This is a genomic window from Nonlabens dokdonensis (assembly GCF_002162835.1).
Lineage (GTDB): Bacteria > Bacteroidota > Bacteroidia > Flavobacteriales > Flavobacteriaceae > Nonlabens > Nonlabens dokdonensis_B.
The window spans coordinates 1-17,228 of sequence record NZ_MAAX01000113.1; the positions used below are offsets into that span (position 1 = coordinate 1).

Consider the following 17,228-nt stretch of genomic DNA (forward strand, 5'->3'; position numbering starts at 1 on the left):
TAGTCGCTAATTGATAGGTTTTATTAAAACCACTACGGCTTGCTTCTATATGCATCCAGTCTGTTAAACCATATACAAATTGAAATCTAGTTACTGCGTTGTCCAGACCGAAGAGATCATCTATTCCATTCTCAACACTACCGAAGCGGTGTGAAATTACAACCTGTAATTCTTTAGGAGCGACTAGTTTTGTGGTTTCAAAATTGACTACTTTCAAGGATTTCCAGGTAGATGTTACCTCTTTATTTTCTTCAATTTCAATGCCTTCTAATAAGTCATCTTGAGCTGTCGCATAAGTAGCGAACAGCGCAATAATTGTGGTGATTAAATACTTCATAATAATTAAAAAGCCGCCTATTAAAGCGGCTCCCGATAAAATTAATACTTTATTTCTTAATAAATTTTTGTGTAGATATTTTATCATCCACAAGCACTTGGCTTATATATATTCCAGTAGAAAGCGCAGATACATCAATTTGATTACGTCTATCTAGATTACTTTGTAATACCGGCTGACCGTTCATATTGTAAATAAGTAATTCACCATTATCAGCATTTGCTAGCTCAATATTTATATCACTTATGGCGTGCGTAGGAAATAATTTAAAAGAACTGACTATAGCTTCTTCGTTTGTCAAAATTGCATTAGACTGACCAGAGACCATTTGATCTCCTCCATTACCATTAGCACTATTGGCTTGAATTGTAGCATAGTAAAACGTTACATCACCTAAGTCTGATGCAGGAGCAGTCCAAGAAAGGTTCCAGTTATTGCTAGCGCTACCTGAGCTGTTATGAGTTAATCCGTTACTATCAGATCTCAAACGTGTTCCCGTACCTGCTGTCCAGCTACCTACTTTAGTACCACCAGAAGTTTCTGCTGTGATATTAAAACCAAATTTAGATACAGAAGAACCATTTATAGCCAAGTTTAAATTATACGTTTGTCCAGCAGCATAGGCCGTAGGAACATTTGTAAGTACTGGAGTACCGCCATGATTTGCGCCGGGAGCATGACAGTTTGTACAAGTAGAACCGCCATCTCCTGGAGATCCAGAAAACTGACCAGGCTGTCCACTAGTAAAAGCAACTAGTACAAATAAAGCCACCGGTATTGCTGTGAGTATACTGTAATAAGAGTAATTTTTTTTCATTTTATTTTGTTTAGGGATTATCTGTAATTATAACTGCTTGATCAATTTTAACTTCATCTAATAAATCGTCGTAACCTAGGCAACGACCTTTGATTGTGTAAGATTGGTTTTTATTAATTACGTAATTGGAAGTCTTATAGTTTTTAGAGTCCAGTTCTATAAATATTTTATTATCTAGAGTAACAGAACCAGATGAACTACGTGTAGCTATACCAGAGACTAAAATAACTTGATCTGAAATCAGTTTATCATTTTCTTGATCTGCATCTTGAAAGATTTCAACTAGATTACTAGATTTAAAAGAATTCACAGCATCTGTGGTGCTTACATCTCTATGGTCTTGATATAAATAAAAATAGCCAGCGATAGCAATAATTATAAAAAGGACTATTAAAAAAACTATTATTTTCTTCATTTAAAGCAAAGTATGAGTAAATTTAAACTATAAATATCACAGTGTTGTTGATATTTATGAATTATATTGCTTCATGAAAAAGATTATATCACTTTTATTTACAACAGCTTTACTCATTTCCTGCAGTGAAACAAGCCCTGAAGACCTCGTCGATAACACTCCCGTTTTAGGTCCTGTAACTTATAATGCAGACATATTTACTATAGTAGATAGTCAGTGTTTATCCTGTCATAATGATAACAATGCGTCTGGAAATAACAGCTATAGCACTTATAGTCAATTTAGAGATGCGACAGAAAATGGAAATGTAATAGACCGTATAACGAGAAGTCCTGGTGATCCTTTGTTAATGCCTCAAGGTAATCAACTACCTCAAAATAGCATAGACCTTATCATACAATGGCAAATGGACGGCTACCTAGAAAACTAAAACTTATGAAAACTATATTACTTTCCTTCCTGACCGTTCTATTACTATCTAATAGTTCAAATACCTTTACTGAAAGATTTCAAACTCGTACTGGAACTGTAGCATTTAAAGCATCTGTAGATACTTTTGAACCTATAGAAGCTGTAAATAAAAGTACGACAATAGTCCTAGACGTTAACTCCGGAAATATAGCAGCACTTGCGCTGGTAAATGGTTTTCGTTTTCCTATTGCGTTAATGCAAGAACATTTTAATGAAAATTACTTAGAAAGTGACGAATACCCCAAGGCTGTAATAAAAGGTACGTTATCAGGATTTAAGGCTACCGCTATAACAGATAATATTACAAAAACCTACACATTAAACGGGACTCTACAATTACATGGTGTGACTCAAAATATTTCTATTCCAGTTAATGTTAATAGAACTGGTAAGAGTATACAAATTACCTCCAATTTTAAAATTAAACCACAAGATTATAACATTGTAATCCCAAAAGTTGTTTCAGAAAAAATTGCTCAAGAGGTGTTAATTGATGTAAAAGCAGAGCTATTTAAAGATTATTAGTCTACTTTTTTTGCATTTAATTCTTCCATGAAAAAATCATCATTAGGAACATCAAAGGAAATTCCTGTGACATTATTATACGCATCTTTTTCAAATTTTACAGTCCCAAAACTAAACCATACTTGTGGATAATCCCATACGATTTCATAAGCGTCGTAATTAAAATGTTTTAAAGTACTATTAAGTAAAGGACTGTGCTCCCATTCTAAGTGAAGCTTCCCTTCTTTTTCTACCACTTCAAAATTGCCATAGATATCTGCGTGGTAAGTTCCTACAATCTCACTTGTTTTTAGAATAGACTGCGTGCCTTTAACTTGTTTCGCTTTTAAATCTGCTATTCTTGTGTCGCTCGCTTTCCAGGTGTCATAACCTTCTAGCATTTCTTTACTCCAGTCCTTTTGATCCCTACCTAAAAACCGATCAAATATATAATATGCAATAGCATTAGTAGGCGCTTTGACACCATTAGTCAGTACCACAACACCTAGTTCTTCATCAGGTAGCATTTGTACCGTAGAAATCATTCCATCATAACCACCACCATGTCTTACTCTATAGTGCCCATGATAATCTCCTATAAACCATCCTAACCCATATCCTGAATAATGCATACCAGCACTGTTACGATTTACTTTTTTTGTTCCAAAAGAGTTATTGATATTCCACATTCTATTGCGACTATTTGTATTAAATAATGTATCGTTTTGTGAAGTAACGCCATGATTCATATTAAAAATCATCCATTTACTCATATCATGAACACTAGAAATAATTCCGCCTGTAGATTGTACATTATCCCAAGCTACGTGTGGCACTGCATAATTTTTACCATCTTTCATTCCGTGAGGCGTGGCAACATTTGTATTTGAACCATAATCGTTTACACTTACTACGGTACGATCCATTTCAAGTGGTTTTAAAAAACGCTCTGTGACATTTGCTTTAAAACTTTTACCAGTGACCTTTTCAATAAGATCTCCAGCAGTTATAAACATGAGATTAGAATATCCATAACCATCTCTAAATTCATATGCTTGAGGAACAAATTTGATACGTTTCACTATTTCTTCTGTAGTCAACTCGCTTTTATACCATATCGCATCGCCAGAAAAAGTTCCTAATCCTACGTTGTGACTCAATAAATCTTCAATGGTCACCATCCTGCTTATGGCTGGATCATAAACTTCAAAGTAGGGTAAATAATCTTGAACTTTATCTTTCCAATCAATTTTTCCTTCTTCTACTAGTTGTGCAATGATAGCTGCTGTAAAAGCTTTTGTATTACTGGCAATGGCATAAAGAGTGTGCTCATCAGGTTTGCGACTATCGTTTATATTCATCTTACCATAACCACGCTCAAAAACAATTTCCCCATCTTTAACTATAGCAACACTTAATCCTGGAATATTCCAGTCTTGTTGCGTTTGGGAGATGTATTTATCTAATTTTTTATAATCTACCTTTTGAGCAAATAAAGCCGTAGAAATGAATAATGCAGATAGAAATAGAACTTTTTTCATAAGTTTAATTTATGGTATGAAGATAGGAGTTGTTACGCTTTCGCGAAAGCGAGAATAAAAAAATTATAGCCACCTAAACATTTTCCAGTTCTACAAAAAGATTGCGGTGGTTCAGTAGAAGGAATTACCAACCAATACTTACTCTTGAATTTTTTCTTTCTAATTGATCTTTTACCTTGTTTAATAGCGGGAATGTCATCCACATTCCTATAATACCAAAAAAAAGTAACCCTAAAACTTTACTTGTTTTAGAACCTTCTCTCAACGGTGCTACATTTAAAACATACCATATCGCATATCCAGTTATAGGTAAACCTAAAGCAGTAATATATAAGACAGGAAAATTATCTCCAATGTGTTGCTCGTAAAATTCTGGGAATCCAAAACTCAAAAGAAATCTACTCAAAAAAATAACAGTATAAATAATAATCAACCATTGTAGATTTCTAGCATGAAGAAGTATCTTATCTTTTTTCTCATTTTTCATACTTAAAAATAAATACGATTACTTGATTTTCAATAAACTTAAAAAAACATTAAGAAAATACTTCTCTCCTTAAAGTAAGCTATGTAAATAGTACACTTAGTAAGTCAGTATTTAATTGTCGTTTTACTTGAACTGATAAAAACAAATAACCATTTACGCAAGCGAAACACAACGTCCAAAAAAAACCCTTAAGAATATAGATTCCCAAGGGTTCAATATAATGATATGTCCGTTTGAACTTTACTTGCTCAAATACATCCTACGTCTCGAATACAAATCGTAAAAAGCATCGTCTTTTAAACTATCGATAAATAAGATACTTTCTCCGGTAGATTTCATTTCTGGTCCTAAACGTTTATCTACGTTAGGAAATTTGTTAAATGAAAATACCGGTTGCTTGATGGCATAGCCGTCTAACTTAGGGTTAAAGTCAAAGTCTGTTACTTTATTATGACCTAGCATAATTTTTGTAGCGTAGTTCACATAAGGTTCACCATAAGCTTTTGCGATAAAGGGAACCGTACGCGACGCACGTGGATTTGCTTCTATGATATAAACCTTATCATCTTTTACAGCAAATTGTATATTGATCAATCCTACTGTTTCTAATGCAAGAGCAATCTTCTTAGTGTGATCCTTAATTTGTTGCATCACCAGATCTCCTAAGGTAAATGGTGGTAGCAGCGCATTTGAATCTCCGGAGTGAACACCACATGGTTCTATGTGCTCCATTATACCTATGATATAAACATTCTCACCGTCACAAATAGCATCAGCCTCTGCTTCTATTGCTCCATCAAGATAATGATCTAGAAGTAATACATTATTAGGTATTTTTCTCAAAATATCTACTACATGCTCTTCTAACTCATCTTTATTAATGACGATCTTCATTCCTTGCCCACCTAATACATAGGATGGTCTTACTAGAATAGGAAAGTCTAGTTTTTCTGCTACTTGTAAAGCTTCAGCAGGTGTAGTTGCAGTTGCAAATTCTGGATAAGGAATGTTATTTTCTTGTAACATTCTAGAGAACTCTCCTCTATCTTCTGCTAGATCGAGTGCTCTGTAGCTGGTTCCCATGATTTTTATTCCGTAGCGATCAAGTTTTTCAGCAAGCTTTAAAGCCGTCTGTCCACCTAATTGCACAATGACACCTTCCGGCTTTTCATGACGTATTATGTCGTAAATATGTTCCCAGAAAACTGGCTCAAAGTATAACTTATCTGCCGTATCAAAATCTGTAGATACTGTTTCAGGATTACAGTTGATCATTATAGTTTCATAACCACATTCTTGCGCCGCATAAACACCATGCACACAACAATAATCAAATTCAATTCCTTGACCTATACGGTTAGGGCCAGAGCCTAAAACAATTATTTTCTTTTTATCGGTAACGATACTTTCATTTTGAACGTAGCGTTTCCCGTCTGCTGTTTCAATATCAGCTTCAAAAGTAGAATAATAATAAGGTGTGTTTGCTGTAAACTCTGCAGCACAAGTGTCAACGAGTTTATAAACTCTGTTCACTTTCATCTCTTCACGTAAGTTGTACACTTCTGACTCTAGGCAACCTAGCATATGCGCGATTTGACGATCTGCAAATCCTTTTTGTTTAGCTTCTAGTAGTAGCTTTCGCGAAAGCGTGCCTACTTCATACTTCTCTATTTCTTTTTCTAGCAAGAAGAGTTCTTCAAATTGCTTTAAATACCACATGTCAATTTTTGTGATATCGTGAATGCGATTTAAAGAAATTCCCATCGCCACCGCGTCATACAACGCAAAAACACGATCCCAGCTTGCGTTAGTAAGCTTTTCAATTACTTGGTTATAGTCTGTATATCCTTTACCATCTGCTCCTAGACCGTTGCGTTTTATTTCTAAAGATTGAGTTGCTTTGTGCAACGCTTCTTGAAAAGAACGACCTATTCCCATCACCTCTCCTACTGCTTTCATTTGAAGCCCAAGCGTACGGTCAGATCCTTCAAATTTATCAAAATTCCATCTCGGAATTTTTACGATCACGTAGTCTAGAGTAGGCTCAAATAATGCCGAAGTGTTACCGGTGATTTGGTTATTCAACTCATCTAGGGAGTAACCTAGAGCTAATTTAGTAGCTATTTTTGCAATTGGGTAACCGGTTGCTTTACTTGCTAAAGCTGAAGAACGTGATACACGAGGATTGATCTCAATTGCAATAATTTCTTCTTTTTCATCAGGGCTTACTGCAAATTGTACATTACATCCACCTTCAAACTCTCCTATACTACGCATCATATGAATTGCCATATCGCGCATCTTCTGAAATGTACGGTCTGATAAAGTCATGGCAGGAGCAACTGTGATAGAGTCTCCTGTATGAATCCCCATAGGATCCATATTTTCTATAGTACAAATGATTACAACATTATCGTTTTTATCTCGTAGTAATTCTAACTCATACTCTTTCCAACCTAATAAGGCCTTGTCTATCATAACTTCATGAATAGGAGATGCTTCAAGACCACGTGTTAATAATTCATCATACTCTTCTTCTTTATGAACAATGGCTGCTCCAGCACCACCTAACGTAAATGAAGAACGAATACATAACGGGAAACCAAATTCCTGAGCAATTTCTTTACCCTTTAAGAACGAAGTAGCAGTAGCTTGAGGAGCCATTCCTACTCCTATCTTACCCATTAATTCTCTGAATTTCTCTCTATCCTCAGTAATATTAATTGCATCTATATCTACTCCTATAAGGTCTACATTATGATCTTGCCAAATTCCCTTTTCCTGAGCTTCAATACATAAGTTTAATGCTGTCTGTCCACCCATAGTAGGTAAAACAGCATCTATCTGAGGATGATCTGATAGTATTTTCTTTAAAGAATTTGTGGTAAGTGGTAATAAATAAACATGATCTGCCATGCTTGGGTCAGTCATGATGGTTGCTGGGTTAGAATTAATTAAAATCGTTTCTATCCCTTCTTCTCGTAGCGAGCGTAAAGATTGAGAGCCAGCATAATCAAATTCACATGCTTGACCTATTATGATAGGTCCACTACCTATTAATAATATGCTTTTGAGGTCTTTTCTTTTTGGCATTATGGGTTGTTTTTCAGGAGCTTAAATATCGTATTTTTGGGTATAAAAAAAGGCGTCAATTCTAAGAATTAACGCCTTATATATTAACAATAATTGAACATTATCGTTTGTGTCTTCTTTCAGTAGAAACAGATAATTTCTTACGTCCTTTTGCTCTACGACGTGCAAGTACTTTACGACCGCTTACAGAAGCCATACGCTCTCTGAAACCGTGCTTGTTTCTTCTTTTTCTTTTACTCGGTTGATATGTTCTTTTCTGTGCCATAGCTTGAAATCTGTTCTAAATATAAAAAGGTTGAAACCTTAATTTTTAATCGGCTGCAAATATAACAGTTCTTATTTTACCTGCAATAGCTAATTAAAAAATTTTTAAAATTATTTTGGCTTCATTATACAAAGTATTTCAAAAGATAGAACAATCAATCAATTGTACTTCTAATAATATCGTTCACTTACTATAATAAGAATGCTGCGATTTGTTACTACCTTTTACCTTAATTCAGTAAATTTCAACTATTGCATTATCTAAAACTATACCAATGACTCAAACCAAAAACCTACTAAATACTTATCTTTGCAAACTTTAAAAATGACCTTATAATGTTTAACAAAAATATCAAATTAGTAATAACTGCTTTAATTGTAGCCTACGCAATATACCAATTTACTAGAAATGAGATCATGACGGGCATTTTCTTACTTCTTTTTTCTGGTATTTTTATATTTTTATATTTCAAAAATGAGTTAATTCTCCTTGCATTCTGGAAGTTAAGAAAACAAGATTTTCCTGGTGCTAAAAAATGGCTGGATAAAATTTCAAATCCAGAAACGGCTTTAGTTCAAAAACAACAAGGTTATTATAACTACCTACATGGACTAATGATTTCTCAAGAAAACATGACTAAAGCAGAGAAATACTTTAAAAAGGCGATTTCCTTAGGACTTTCTATGGATCAAGATCTAGCAGTTGCAAAGCTAAATCTTGCAGGAATATCTATGATGAAAAGACGTAAACGAGAAGCTACTATGCTTCTAACGGAAGCAAAAAAACTGGATAAACATGGTATGCTTACCGATCAAATTAAAATGATGAAACAACAAATGAAGAAGATTTAAAAATCTATAAGCAATACTACTACTCCATTTCATTTAAAAGCTCGAGCTCATGCTCGGGCTTTTTAATTAATTATATAACGTCTAGTATAAAAAAAGCCTAATGATTAGATCATTAGGCTTTTTTTCTAAGTAAAAATTCCCAATAGCGTTACAGCTATTTGAAAATTTATAAATTTATTTAAAACATCTCACGACCTGAGAAATGAAATGCGCTTTCAATTGCTGCATTCTCATCACTATCACTACCGTGAATAGCATTTTCACCCATGCTTTTTGCATACATCTTTCTTATTGTACCTTCAGCAGCATCATCAGGATTAGTAGCACCTATAAGAGTACGGAAGTCTGCAACAGCATTTTCTTTTTCTAAAACAGCAGCAACAATAGGACCTCTAGTCATAAATTCTACCAATTCACCAAAAAATGGACGTTCACTATGAACTGCATAAAATTCCTGAGCATCTGCAACAGTCATTTGTGTTTTTTTAAGAGCTACGATTCTAAAACCGCTAGCTGTAATTTTTTCAAGTATAGCACCTGTGTGACCGTCTTCAACGCCATCAGGCTTAATCATTGTGAATGTTCTATTAGTTGCCATTTTTGTATATCTTTTTTAAAATGCGCTGCAAAAATAAGGCATTTGTGACATTTACAATCCTGAAGTACCTTCTTTTTGTTATGAATGAATCATGAATAACTAAAATTAAGATTACAAAAATCTCTTAACCATCTCCTTATTCTTATAATGGTAAATAACTACTTTTGCTCTTCTATGAACAAAGACAAAATTTTACAACTTAAGGAAGAGCTTTCTGCTCATAAAAATATTGTAATCATTCCTCATAAAAATCCAGATGGTGACGCTGTTGGATCGGTAACTGCACTTTATGGTTACCTAATTCAGTTAGGACATCAAGTAAATATGGTAAGCCCCAATGACTTTCCGTTATTTCTTAAATGGATGGAGTATAGCGAGCTCTTTATTAATTATGAACAAGATCAATCGGTAGCTGATAAATTGTTACAAGAAGCAGATTTTATCTTCAACCTTGATCATAATGCTTTTCATAGAACAGGATCTATGGAGCAAATTTTAGGTGAGCTAAAAGGAACATTTGTTATGATAGATCATCATCAACAACCAGACGATTTTGCTAATTATATGTATAGCGATACGTCCATGAGCTCAACTTGTGAAATGATTTATCATTTTATTGAAATGATGGAGGACACCGATAGAATAACTCCTGCTATGGCCACAGCTATGTATACCGGTATATTAACTGATACAGGAAGTTTCAAGTACAAATCTACTACCTCTACTACACTACGAGTTGCAGCACATCTTGTAGACAAAGGAGCAAATAGCGAAGATATTAATAGGAAGATTTATGATGTAAATACACCTTCTAGAATGAAACTGTTAGGTGTTGCTTTGAGTAATTTAGTCATTCTGGAGAAATACCGAACAGCTTACATCACTCTTTCTCAAAAAGAGTTAGACGATAATAATTTTAGAAAAGGTGATACCGAAGGTTTTGTAAATTATGCGTTAAGCCTAGATGGAATTGTATTTGCTCAAATATTTATAGAAAAAGCTAGTGAATTCATTATAAAAACATCTTTGAGATCAAAAGGAGATTTTGACGTTAACAAAATGGCCCGTGAAAACTGGGAAGGCGGCGGTCATCAAAACGCTGCCGGTGGAAAATCTGGCCTCTCTATGGAGGACACAGTGAATAAATTAATTAGTATCTTGCCTACTTATGAAAATGAGCTCCATGCAGTGGATATTTAAAACGATATTCTTTGTTTTATTATCAATTTTAATATCAAGTTGTTCTAATAAAGTAGAACCTAGAAAACCTATCACTAATTCTTCTAGTTCTACCATTGAGCAATCGATTGAAGATAACAAGAAAAGATATGCTGCAGAAGAAGATTTCATTGAAAACATTATTAATAAAACAGATACTGCCCGAGTGTATCAACGAAGTGCAGATGGCTTCTACTACTCTTTTATATCTAGAGATTCACTTAATGGAGATTTTCCGAAATTTGGAGATCGAGTAACCTTTGAGTATAACGTCATTGCTTTAAGTGGAGATACTATTTATTCTAAGAAAGAACTATCACCGATAACAAAAAGTTTGGATCAAGAATATGGGATTTTCAAAGGAATGCGAGCCGCTTTAAAACTTATGAAAGCCGGAGAAGAAATGTATATTTATTTCCCATCTTATGCAGCTTATGGTTATTACGGTGATAATAATAGAATAGGTGCAAACACACCATTCAAAAGCCGAGTAAAACTTATAGGAATAAACATAGAGGACAACTAAACTTAATTATCCAAAATAAATTAAATAAAAAAATGAAAAAAATTAACGGACTACTAGCCATTCTATCCCTTCTTTTAATGGCATCTTCATGTGAGGATAAATACCCAGATGTAGCAGATGGAATCTATGCAGAAATTGAGACCAATAAAGGTACCATGTTTGCAGAATTATATTACGAGGCTGCTCCTATCACGAGTGCAAACTTCGTTGCGTTAGCTGAAGGTAAGCATCCATTAGTTCACGACTCTTTAAAAGGTAAGCCTTTTTATGATGGTTTGATTTTTCATAGGGTAATGAAAGATTTTATGATACAAGGTGGTGACATAACTGGTACAGGTTCTGGTGATGTAGGTTATAAATATGATCAGGAAGTAAATGATACCTTAAAACACGACGCAAAAGGTGTTCTATCAACTGCAAATGGAGGACCTGATACAAATGGAAGCCAGTTTTTTATCATGCATAAACCTAATGCAGGTCTGGACATGCGTTACAATGTTTTTGGAAAAGTGGTAAAAGGTCTTGAAGTAATAGACTCTATCGCTCTTACAAAGGTGAATGGACAACGTCCTGTCGATTCTATGATAATGAAAAAGATATCTATCATCAGAAAAGGTAAAGAAGCAAGAAAATGGGATGCTGTTCAAACTTTTCTAGACGGTCAAGAAGCATCAAAACTTAAAAAAGAAGAAAAGGCTAGAAAAGTAGCAGAGGTTACTGAAAACAAGTCTAAGGAACTTATGGAATACAAAGCCAAAGCTGTTAAATTACCCAACAGCGAGGTAATGGTTTATGTAAAAAAGAAAGGTACAAATGGTACTCCTGAAATAGATTCACAAGTTCTTTTAGATTACAGCGGCTACTTTGAAGATGGTAAATTATTTGACACTTCAGTTCTTGATGTAGCACAGCAATTTGATAATGTAAACTTGAGAAAACAACAAATGAATGCTTACAAACCACTACCATTAAAATACAGTCCTGAAGTAGGAATGGTACAAGGCTTTAAAGATGCTATGTTAAGCATGGAATATGGTGATGAAATTGTAGCATTTATACCATCAGGTCTAGCCTATGGCGAGCGTGGTGCAGGTGGAGTAATTCCTCCTAACACTGATCTTGTATTTGAGATGCAATTGAGTAAAAAACAATAATCTACTTTTTTAATATATTTAAAGTGTGCTGCAGTTTGTGGCACACTTTTTTAATTTTAAATTAGACTCTTTTTAAAATTGAAACTTCCTAACTTAAATTATCCTCATGAAAACCATAATTTATACAGATCTCGCACCGCAACCTATAGGTCCATACAATCAGGCTGTTTTTTATAAAAATAATTATGAAGCCACGTTATATACTAGTGGTCAGATTGCTATAGACCCAAAATCTGGAGAATTAAAGATAAACAACCTTATAGAAGAGACGCATCTAGTAATGCAACATTTAAATAGCTTATTGAGTCAGGTAGGAATGACTTTTGAGCATGTTCTTAAAACAACTATTTTTTTAAGTGATATGGGTAATTTTGCTACGGTTAACGAAGTTTATGGAAGCTATTTTAATGAATCTACTGCTCCTGCACGAGAAACGGTAGAAGTGGCAAACCTACCTAAGTATGTAAACGTAGAAATTTCTCTCATCGCAAAATTAGAGTTGTAATATGGCCATAGCAAATTCTGAGTTAATTATCAATCCAGATGGTAGTATATACCACCTCAATTTAAAACCTAATCAGTTAGCCCAGACAGTTATTACAGTAGGTGATCCTGAACGAGTAAAAGAGGTTTCTAAGTACTTTGATATTGTAGAATGTAAAGTAGGAAAAAGAGAATTTCATACACATACTGGGGTTTATAAAAATAAACGTATCAGTGTAATTTCTACTGGAATAGGTACTGATAATATTGATATTGTATTTAACGAGTTAGATGCGTTAGTAAATGTAGACTTTAATACCAGAGAAGTAAAAAATACACATACATCACTAGACATTATACGAGTAGGGACTAGTGGCGCGGTGCAAAGCGACATTCCTGTGGATAGTTTTTTATTATCTCAACGAGGTATAGGTTTTGACAGTTTATTTCATTGGTACGAAAATGATGGTGGTGATCTCGCTTTCGCGAAAGCGGTTTCTCAACAAATCAATAGATCGCAATTACATGCTGCACCCTATGTAGTATCTTGCAACAAAGATCTTGCAAAAAAATTCCAAACCATAGAAATGCAAAATGGTAATACGATCACTAACGTAGGTTTTTATGGGCCCCAAAGTCGTAAAATAAGATTAGAGCCTTCAGAAAAAAACTTGAATATGCAAATAAGTGATTTTAACTTTGAGGGAAGTAAAATCACTAATCTTGAGATGGAAACCGCTGGGATTTATGCCATGTCATCACTTTTAGGACATCGAGCAATTTCACTTAATGCTATTTTGGCAAATAGAGTAACCGGTGAATTTTCAGAAAAACCCAACGACATTGTAGAAAAATTAATCAAGTTTACACTTGATCGTATCGTAGCTTGATAATTATTGAAAAATTTATTAGAGAGCTGTGTATTAAGTACACTCAGTCTAGCTGTCTATTTTAATACACTGATGCTGCTGCAAGTAGAAGTTGAGATAGATAAAGTTTGCATGTATTTTATAGAAATGATAATGATTTTTTAACTTCTCTTTATCTGTACAACCTTTAAAGTATATTTAATTTCAATTTATGAATAAAATAGGTAAATACCCATTACAGCATCGTGATATCAACTGGTTAAGCTTTAATGATCGCGTGCTACAAGAAGCTGCAGATGAGAGCAATCCACTCTATGAGCGTTTGAAATTTATTGCCATTTTTTCATCAAATTTAGATGAGTATTTTAGGGTTAGAGTATCACAACTGCGCCAGCTCAAACGCGTGGATAAAAGTATAAGAAAAAAGCTAGCTTTAAGACCTTCTAAATTTGTAAAACAATTACTCGCCAAAGTAGCGATCCAACAAGAAGAATTAGGTGCTATTTTCTTTGACCAGATCATTCCAGAGCTCAAGAAAAATAACATCCACTTATTAAACTTTGAAGCACTCTCACAACGTTTTAAACATCAGTCTCTAAATTATTACAATGAGTTTATCAAAAATGACATTACTGTAGAACTGGTAGAAGCTTCTAAAAGCAGTGAGATTTTCTTAGAAAACCAGCATTTATATTACCTAGTTACTTTTAACGACGAGAAAGTTTATGGGATTGTAAATATACCTTCTCACGATCACAAAAGGTTTATAGAGCTTACAGATAGTGACAATAACAATAACATTGCTTTTCTTGATGATATAGTAAAGCTGCATCTCAATGACCTTTTCCCAAATAAGGTGATTACTGATTGTTATGAGATTAAATTATCTCGTGATGCAGAGCTGTACCTAGATCAGGAGCTAGAAGGTACCCTTGCAGATTTGATACATGAATCTCTATCGCAACGTGAAGAAGGTCAAGCGACACGTCTATTATATGATAATAGAATGCCTAAAAAAGTTAGAAAAAACCTGAGAAAAAGTCTAGGTTTAGGAAAAATAGACATGGTGGCTGGTGGCACTTATCACAATTTTGATGACTTTTTTGGTTTTCCTGACCCTACAAATAACCCTAAATTACATGCTCCAGCACTGCAAACAATTAAGCATAAAGAGTTAGAAAACACAGGTTCATATTTTGATTTAATAGCTAGCAAAGACCAGCTTGTTCATTTTCCTTTTATGTCTTTTGACTATGTTCAAAAATTTATTGATCAAGCTTCTAAAGATAATGATGTAGAAGAAATTAAAATATCCTTATACAGAGTTGCAGATGAGTCTGCCCTTACTGACGCACTATTAAGAGCTTTAAAAAATGGTAAAAAAGTAACCGTTTTTGTTGAGGCAAAAGCAAGATTTGACGAAGAGAACAACATTAAATGGGGACGTATTTTTGAAGAACATGGGGCAAGAGTTATTTATAGTTATCCTAGAATTAAAGTGCATAGCAAGGTTCTATTAGTACTGAGAAGAGAAAAAGGAAAACTAAAAAGATATGCTTACATAGGAACTGGTAATTTTAATGCCAAAACCTCAAAGATATATTGTGATCACGGACTGTTTACCGCTCATAAGAAGATTACTAAGGATCTTTTAAGGACCTTTAAGGTTCTTCAAGGTGAACTTATTATTCCTAGAGCAAGCCACTTATTGATAAGTCCATTTACAACAAGAAGTACCATAGAAAGTCTTATAAGAAGAGAAATGGATCTGGCTAAAAATGGCAAAGGCGGATTTATAACCGCAAAAATGAATCAGCTTGAAGATCCTGGAATTATCAAGCTTCTCTATCAAGCTAGTGAAGCTGGAGTAAAAATCAGATTAATAGTAAGAGGTTTCTCATGCCTAATACCGCAATTAGAAGGCTTAAGTGAGAATATCAAAATTACATCTATTGTTGATAGATTTTTAGAACATGGTAGAATTTACAAATTCCATAATGAAGGAAATCCAGTAATGTACATGGGAAGCGCAGACTGGATGAGTAGAAATCTAGATCGCAGAATAGAGGTACTTGCACCTATTTATGATCAAGACATTTTCAAAGAGCTCGATGATATATTAGACATTCAGCTAAGCGACAATGTTAAGGCTAGAATTCATACACCTGAAGAAAACAATCCTGTGGTAAAAAGGTCTCCTGATAAAACCATCATAAGATCCCAATCTGAGATCTATGATTATCTTCTTAAAAAACATAAATAATCGTTATTTATAGAACCGTTTAACTTTTGTTAAGAATTGTAATTCAGTCAATTAACAATTGTTAACCGACGAAATGCAGCAAATTTTAACAACCGTTTTGTTTATGCTTAAATTATTTTCATCTTTTGAAAGATTTTTTTAAATAATTAATAATTGAATTATAAATACTAAATACATCTAAATTTTAATTATAATAGATTGGAAAACAGTTTTTTAAACTAATTATTTTAAGCTATATCTTTAAAATATCTGTAATCCAAAGACTCAATTTTGTTTAGCTTTTATTGATTTTAAACATATTTAATGAAACATAATACAAAATTTTAAGAATTATATACTCAGATTTTATAGCCATTATACATATCTTAATTGAACAATTAGTATAAGTTGAGAATCCCCTACTCATAAAACTAATTTAAAAGTGAAAAAAGTAGAACCATCTACTTGTCAAATCATGTTTAAATTAAAAGGTTTTAGCTATGAGAAATTCGATTATCAAAATTTTGTTTGTAAGTGTGACATTGATTTGTCAAGGTCAAGTAGGTATTAACACACAAACACCTAATGCTACATTAGAAATAGAAGCGTCTAACTCTGCAAACCCATCAAATGTTGATGGTATTTTAATACCTAGAGTTGATAAGTTTCCCGATACTAATCCTGCTGCTGTTAGCGATAGCATCTTACTTTATCTAACCACAGCAGATGGCAACAACCTACCTGGTTACTATTTTTGGAATCAGAGCAATTCTCGCTGGTGTAGATTATTGACTAATGTAAACATGATATTAGCCACAGAAACAGGTTCTAGTCTTAACCTTTTAGGAAGTATTTTCAATTTCCCGTCGATGCTATATAATGACATACCAGGTGCATCTATGAATAGCAGTCATCAACTGCAGCTTCCAGTAGGCGTTTATGAAGTAGAGTCCAGCTTTAAATCAAGTACTGGTGTTTTCATAGAGTGGAATATGAGATTAAACGGTACTGTATACGCTGGATCCATACCTGGTAACTCTTCAGTAATAAGTGTACTTGGTATAGGCATTTCTACAAGTACTCCACAAAGGGCTATTGTAGTAATTAATGATGATACTGATTATATTGATTTCCAAATCACTTCTGGATTGGGTTTAGGTATTAACTTAGTACCTAACTCATGTTACTTAAAGATCAAGAAAGTGGGATAGTTTTAAAATCTTAAACTTATTTAATTTGATTACTTCAAAAGACAGCTCGATGTGTCCATTAAATGAAATGTGCTGCAAGGCTGTGAAAATAAAATACTCTTTTTAAAATGTTAACGATAAGTACTAAGCTACCACATCTGTACTAT

The 17,228-nt window shown here is 33.8% G+C and carries 18 protein-coding genes; 10 read left to right on the forward strand and 8 right to left on the reverse strand.

Features of this window, described 5'->3' with window-relative positions; translation table 11 throughout:
* The 3 genes from A9Q93_RS07370 to A9Q93_RS07380 form a co-directional block, all read right to left on the reverse strand.
* A partial coding sequence (locus A9Q93_RS07370; protein ID WP_303686743.1) for a DUF5777 family beta-barrel protein occupies positions 1–337 on the reverse strand: 337 nt, incomplete at its 3' end.
* 49 nt (positions 338–386) lie between these two features.
* A complete protein-coding gene (locus A9Q93_RS07375) occupies positions 387–1,154 on the reverse strand; it encodes a choice-of-anchor V domain-containing protein (protein ID WP_303686744.1) in 768 nt (255 codons plus the stop codon).
* 10 nt (positions 1,155–1,164) lie between these two features.
* Entirely contained in the window at positions 1,165–1,569 is a 405-nt protein-coding gene (locus A9Q93_RS07380; RefSeq protein WP_303686745.1) for a hypothetical protein, read from the reverse strand.
* Between the two features lie 73 nt (positions 1,570–1,642).
* Here A9Q93_RS07380 and A9Q93_RS07385 point away from each other — a divergent pair, with 73 nt between their 5' ends.
* Positions 1,643–1,999 carry a hypothetical protein gene (locus A9Q93_RS07385; protein WP_303686746.1) on the forward strand — a complete coding sequence of 119 codons (357 nt, stop codon included), beginning with the start codon at positions 1,643–1,645 and terminating at the stop codon, positions 1,997–1,999.
* Positions 2,000–2,004: 5 nt separating this feature from the next.
* Complete coding sequence (locus A9Q93_RS07390; RefSeq protein WP_303686747.1) at positions 2,005–2,565, forward strand: YceI family protein; 561 nt, start codon at positions 2,005–2,007, stop codon at positions 2,563–2,565.
* On the opposite strand, the gene A9Q93_RS07395 is transcribed toward A9Q93_RS07390, so the two are convergent.
* The 4 genes from A9Q93_RS07395 to rpmH all read right to left on the reverse strand — a co-directional run bounded on the left by A9Q93_RS07395 (position 2,562) and on the right by rpmH (position 7,930).
* Positions 2,562–4,085, reverse strand: a complete 1,524-nt coding sequence (locus tag A9Q93_RS07395; RefSeq protein WP_303686748.1) for a serine hydrolase — start codon at positions 4,083–4,085, stop codon at positions 2,562–2,564. The genes A9Q93_RS07390 and A9Q93_RS07395 overlap by 4 nt on opposite strands.
* A gap of 124 nt (positions 4,086–4,209) precedes the next feature.
* Positions 4,210–4,572, reverse strand: a complete 363-nt coding sequence (locus tag A9Q93_RS07400) for a hypothetical protein (protein WP_303686749.1) — start codon at positions 4,570–4,572, stop codon at positions 4,210–4,212.
* A 240-nt stretch (positions 4,573–4,812) separates the two neighbouring features.
* Positions 4,813–7,665 carry a carbamoyl-phosphate synthase large subunit gene (gene carB, locus A9Q93_RS07405; protein WP_303686750.1) on the reverse strand — a complete coding sequence of 951 codons (2,853 nt, stop codon included), beginning with the start codon at positions 7,663–7,665 and terminating at the stop codon, positions 4,813–4,815.
* Positions 7,666–7,765: 100 nt separating this feature from the next.
* Positions 7,766–7,930 (reverse strand): 50S ribosomal protein L34, encoded by a 165-nt coding sequence (rpmH, locus tag A9Q93_RS07410; RefSeq protein ID WP_015363895.1) that lies wholly within the window; start codon positions 7,928–7,930, stop codon positions 7,766–7,768.
* A gap of 335 nt (positions 7,931–8,265) precedes the next feature.
* Here rpmH and A9Q93_RS07415 point away from each other — a divergent pair, with 335 nt between their 5' ends.
* Entirely contained in the window at positions 8,266–8,781 is a 516-nt protein-coding gene (locus tag A9Q93_RS07415) for a DUF2892 domain-containing protein (protein WP_303686751.1), read from the forward strand.
* Between the two features lie 178 nt (positions 8,782–8,959).
* Here A9Q93_RS07415 and A9Q93_RS07420 read toward each other — a convergent pair whose 3' ends face one another.
* Complete coding sequence (locus A9Q93_RS07420; protein WP_303686752.1) at positions 8,960–9,379, reverse strand: nucleoside-diphosphate kinase; 420 nt, start codon at positions 9,377–9,379, stop codon at positions 8,960–8,962.
* A gap of 174 nt (positions 9,380–9,553) precedes the next feature.
* Here A9Q93_RS07420 and A9Q93_RS07425 point away from each other — a divergent pair, with 174 nt between their 5' ends.
* From A9Q93_RS07425 to A9Q93_RS07455, 7 genes are all read left to right on the forward strand, one after another.
* Positions 9,554–10,579, forward strand: coding sequence for a bifunctional oligoribonuclease/PAP phosphatase NrnA (locus A9Q93_RS07425; RefSeq protein WP_303686753.1), 1,026 nt, complete (start codon positions 9,554–9,556; stop codon positions 10,577–10,579).
* Positions 10,563–11,123, forward strand: coding sequence for a gliding motility-associated peptidyl-prolyl isomerase GldI (gldI, locus tag A9Q93_RS07430; RefSeq protein ID WP_303686754.1), 561 nt, complete (start codon positions 10,563–10,565; stop codon positions 11,121–11,123). The genes A9Q93_RS07425 and gldI overlap by 17 nt, the downstream gene beginning before the upstream one ends.
* A 32-nt stretch (positions 11,124–11,155) precedes the next feature.
* Positions 11,156–12,277 (forward strand): peptidylprolyl isomerase, encoded by a 1,122-nt coding sequence (locus A9Q93_RS07435; protein ID WP_303686755.1) that lies wholly within the window; start codon positions 11,156–11,158, stop codon positions 12,275–12,277.
* 106 nt (positions 12,278–12,383) lie between these two features.
* Entirely contained in the window at positions 12,384–12,782 is a 399-nt protein-coding gene (locus A9Q93_RS07440; protein WP_303686756.1) for a Rid family detoxifying hydrolase, read from the forward strand.
* 1 nt (position 12,783) lies between these two features.
* A complete protein-coding gene (locus A9Q93_RS07445) occupies positions 12,784–13,650 on the forward strand; it encodes a nucleoside phosphorylase (RefSeq protein WP_303686757.1) in 867 nt (288 codons plus the stop codon).
* A gap of 190 nt (positions 13,651–13,840) precedes the next feature.
* Positions 13,841–15,892, forward strand: a complete 2,052-nt coding sequence (gene ppk1, locus A9Q93_RS07450; protein WP_303686758.1) for a polyphosphate kinase 1 — start codon at positions 13,841–13,843, stop codon at positions 15,890–15,892.
* 479 nt (positions 15,893–16,371) lie between these two features.
* The gene (locus A9Q93_RS07455) at positions 16,372–17,082 is read left to right on the forward strand and encodes a hypothetical protein (protein ID WP_303686759.1); all 711 of its coding nucleotides are present in this window, start codon (positions 16,372–16,374) and stop codon (positions 17,080–17,082) included.
* Positions 17,083–17,228 lie beyond the last annotated feature (146 nt).